The organism is Neobacillus drentensis, assembly GCF_036962765.1.
In the GTDB taxonomy this organism is placed as follows: Bacteria; Bacillota; Bacilli; order Bacillales; family Cytobacillaceae; genus Neobacillus; species Neobacillus drentensis_C.
Genome location: NZ_JBALOS010000310.1, coordinates 1 through 3960 on the forward strand (window position 1 = coordinate 1; position 3960 = coordinate 3960).

3 protein-coding genes and 1 pseudogene are annotated in these 3960 nt (G+C 36.1%); all 4 read right to left on the reverse strand.

The window, feature by feature from the left end:
• Positions 1-25 precede the first annotated feature (25 nt).
• Positions 26-1489, reverse strand: coding sequence for an NCS1 family nucleobase:cation symporter (gene ncs1, locus V7137_RS27835; protein ID WP_335701064.1), 1464 nt, complete (start codon positions 1487-1489; stop codon positions 26-28).
• 12 nt (positions 1490-1501) lie between these two features.
• On the reverse strand, positions 1502-2815 hold the full coding sequence (locus V7137_RS27840) for a hypothetical protein (RefSeq protein WP_335701065.1): 1314 nt from the start codon (positions 2813-2815) through the stop codon (positions 1502-1504).
• On the reverse strand, positions 2812-3504 hold the full coding sequence (locus V7137_RS27845) for a response regulator transcription factor (protein WP_335701066.1): 693 nt from the start codon (positions 3502-3504) through the stop codon (positions 2812-2814). Before V7137_RS27845 ends, V7137_RS27840 begins: the two co-directional genes overlap by 4 nt.
• Before the next feature lie 18 nt (positions 3505-3522).
• A pseudogene (locus V7137_RS27850) lies at positions 3523-3960 on the reverse strand (sensor histidine kinase); the annotation flags it as partial.

Below are 3960 nucleotides of genomic sequence, written 5' to 3' on the forward strand. Positions count from 1 at the left end.
GGGATATCCATATTGGATATCCCTTTTATCTTGATTCACTTTGTTTTATATCTCCGAATTTAATTGCTAATAGTTGACTAGTATAAAGAAATAATAGATATAAAAGGACAGCTAATGAAATCCCTGTAAACCACGAAATACTAGTTAAGAGGCCGAAGGCGGGTACAAAGTTTCCTAATAGGCTAATAATACCTGCAATGAGTGTAGCAAGCATGGCAGGAATATTTATCCCATACGGAAATTGATCCTTTAGATCTAAAGGATATAACTCTTGTAAATTAATTTTTTTCTTACAAATGAGGAAATAGTGTGTAAGCATGACGCCGATTACTGGACTTAACAGACCGCCAACGATATTTAAAAAGGCAAGAATACTAGTCGGATTTTCCATCAGCTTCCATGGCATAATAAGAATTCCAATGATGGTTGCAATTAAAGCCCCAGTCTTAAAATTTAGTCTTTTTGGGAAAAGGGCAGTCAACTGAAAACCAGCAGGTATGATATTTCCAATTATATTAACTGATAATGTCGAGATGCAAATTGTTATCAATGAAAGAATAATAGCAAATTTACTATCAAATCTTTCAACGACATTTAAGAAATTCCATATCGGAACCCCGAATGCAATCTCTGAGCCGACAATAATCGTAATGCTTGCTACAGCGAATAATAAGTAAGTGATTATCAAACCGGATATTTGTCCAATTGACTGATCTTTATTAGATCGGGAAAATCTAGTTATATCAGCTACGCTTAAAATTTGTGCAACCCAGGTTGCCATGATTGCAGACACACAAGACATAAAAATGAAAAAACTATTTCCTTCTACTCCCTTTACACTATAACTTAATATGGGAGCAATTCCGCCAGCCAGATTGATAGACCAGATGGCCATTCCCCCAAAAACAACAAAAACTAAAGGGGAAACAAACTTTGTTAATTTCCCTAGTCGTTCCATTCCTGCAAAAATACATAAAACATTTATCATCCAGAAAAGAAGAAAGGATAGGAGCCCTGGGAGATTTAGACCCAAAAAGTTAAATCCTCCGCCCAATGTTAAATAAGCAGGCCAAAATTCTCCTATTAAAATTGTGACTGCTAGACTGCCAGCATAAGTCTGGAGACCAAACCACATAATCGCGGCGATAACACCTCTTAGGACCCCAGGAAATAGCGCACCCTTCATACCATAGCTAGAACGGAGCAAAATGGAGAAAGGGATTCCATACTTACTGCCAGCATGACCATTCAAAACCATCATCACAGCCAGTAATAGGGAAGAGAGCATAATAATGAAGAAAACCTGCCAAACAGACATACCAAGAGCAAAGAATCCTCCAATCGTTACATAGGATGGGACGTTATGAACTGAGCCCATCCAAATAGAGAAAAAATGACCAGCCTTCCACGTTCTAGATTCAGATTTTGTAGGTAATAAATCTGGGCTAAGGCTGTGTTGATCTTCAAGTAGGGCAATATTTTGTCCCAAAAGTACTTCCCCCTATAATTCCTGTATTCTTTTTTTTGTGATTGATTTATACAGGAAGACAATTAAACAAATAAAAGATGAAATCGCAAAACTTAGCCAAATAGCTCTCAAATCGTTGGTTACTTGTTGAAATATAAAGCCTCCAAGAGCCCCAATGAAAGATGAAAAGGGGATGATGAAATGTTGTACGTCTTTGCTTTGAATGATATAAAGCATCGGACTAATCATTGCAGCATAAATATTCCCGAAGAAAAATAATAATGTTAGCGGGGTAGGCGTAAGAATACTGACGGTTGCTACTAAAATTACGCATATTGACCCGGAAAAAATATAGGTATATTTCCATTTTTCATCTTTGGTAAGTGGACGAATCAATTCCATTACATTTCTTACAAATAAGGTAGTTGTAGCATGCAATTCTGAACTTATCGCTGATGCAATGGCACCTAAACAAAATAGGACAAATAAGACAATAAGTACGGTCGATTGAATTTTGTCGACTAGCTCAATAAATAATGTATAAATATTTTCAAAACTTCTTCCAAAAATAACAATCATCAATAGAGAAGATAAAGCAAGGGGGATGGTTGCCCAAATCAAGCCTGTTAAGGTAAAGGTAACACGTACCTTATCTTTTTGAAGGATAAATATTCTTTGCCAGGTGGCCCTGTCAATTAAAATTTGACCAAAAAAGACAAAGACCGCTGTGAAAATAAACCAAATGGCGTCGGTGTTTTTTATATACAATAAATAGGGATGATATAGCTTAATCCCGTCATAGATGGGATAAATTCCTTCCTGAATGAAAAAGAAAACAGGAATGATAATGACAGTTGCAAAAATAATGGTGACAATTACACCTGCGAGTTGATGAAGGCGCTGCATCCCACCGACTCCACCAATAAAATAGCAAAATGTTAAAAAGAAAAATATACCGATAGAAGCAGGAAATGGAAAAATAGTATGGATGAGAATTCCAGCTCCCATCGCCTGGATAAATATGGAATAAAAGCTTGTTAAAAACAAAATGGAAATCATATACCAATATCCGCTTGGTGTTAATTTTTGTCTTAAAACATCCCCAATGGTATGTTGGTCAGGATATTTCTCATGAATTTTTTTTGCCAAAAAGCCAAATAAAATAAAGCATAGGGCCCCTATAAGAGAATAGCCAATTCCGCCGACTAGGCCGTACTTTATCAATGTCTCAGGTGAGGAAAGAATCGTATTTCCAGTCACCCATCGGGCCAATAAACTAACAACACCAAAGCTGACACCAAGTCTAATGGCACCACTTATATAGAATTGATAATCACTTCTTTTCAATGGAATGTCTCCCTTAAACGATAGTCCCTTGGTGACAGTCCTGTCATTTTGCGAAAGATTTGGCTAAAATAATGCTGGCTGTTAAATCCACATCTTTCTGAAATGGTACTAATACTCAAATCGGGAAATTCGATGAGCATTTTTTGAGCTTCCTTTAACCGATGCTCGTTTAAATATTCAGAAAAACCAATCCCAACTTCTTCTTGAAATTTCCTGCTAAAATATGCAGGGTTAATATGAATTTTTGAGGCTAAGTAATTTAGCGATAATTTTTCACTAAACTCCTGGTGAATAATTTTTAACGCATTTACAATTTGCTCTGAATACCTTCCCAAACGTTCATATTTGCTTAACACTGCCATTAATTCATCTTCAATTATTGGTTTCGTAATGTAATCAACGACACCAAGCCTGATCGAAGTTTGAGCATATTCGAAATTCTGATAAGCAGTTACCATAATGATGTCCATGGAAAAAGAGCGTGTTAACTCTTTCGCCAATTCTAATCCTGATTTGCCTGGAATCTGAATATCAAGAAAAGCTAAAAAAATGTCATGTTGCTTTACGATTTGGAGCGCTTTGGAAGCATCTTGGGCTTTAAAAAAATTCCAGTTTGGGAATTTTTTAACAATTAAATACTCAAGCTGCTCTAATTCAAGCGGCTCATCATCTACTAGCAGGATATTCATATTAATTGTGCACCTACCTTAAATCTCAGACTTAAGTACGAACGGAAAAATAGCTAAAACGCTTGACCCATCGTCTAAGTTGTTTAATTGAACAGACGTTTGACCAGAAGGAAATAAAAGCTCTAGCCGTTTTGTAATATTCTCTAAACCAAGTCCACTTTCATGAGGCAGTTCCTCATGCCTACTAGGTGAGTTGTTCCACACCGTTATGTGGACTGCATTTCCCTTTTTTTCAATTGTTGTTTTTAAGTATGCTTCTCCCATATATTTTTCAAAAGAATGTTTGAAAGCATTCTCGACAAAGGTTTGTATTAAAAAAGGAATGGTTATTGCTTGGTATACATCTGGGGCAATTGAAATCTCATAATGCAGCCTGTCCCTAAATCGGATTTTTTGTATTTCTAAATAATAATTAACATAGGTTAACTCCTCATCAACAGTAATGAAGGTGTTATT

Excerpts from the sequence above, each read along its gene's own strand:
- V7137_RS27845 (WP_335701066.1), bottom strand. The coding sequence starts at position 3,504 with ATGAATATCCTGCTAGTAGATGATGAGCCGCTTGAATTAGAGCAGCTT.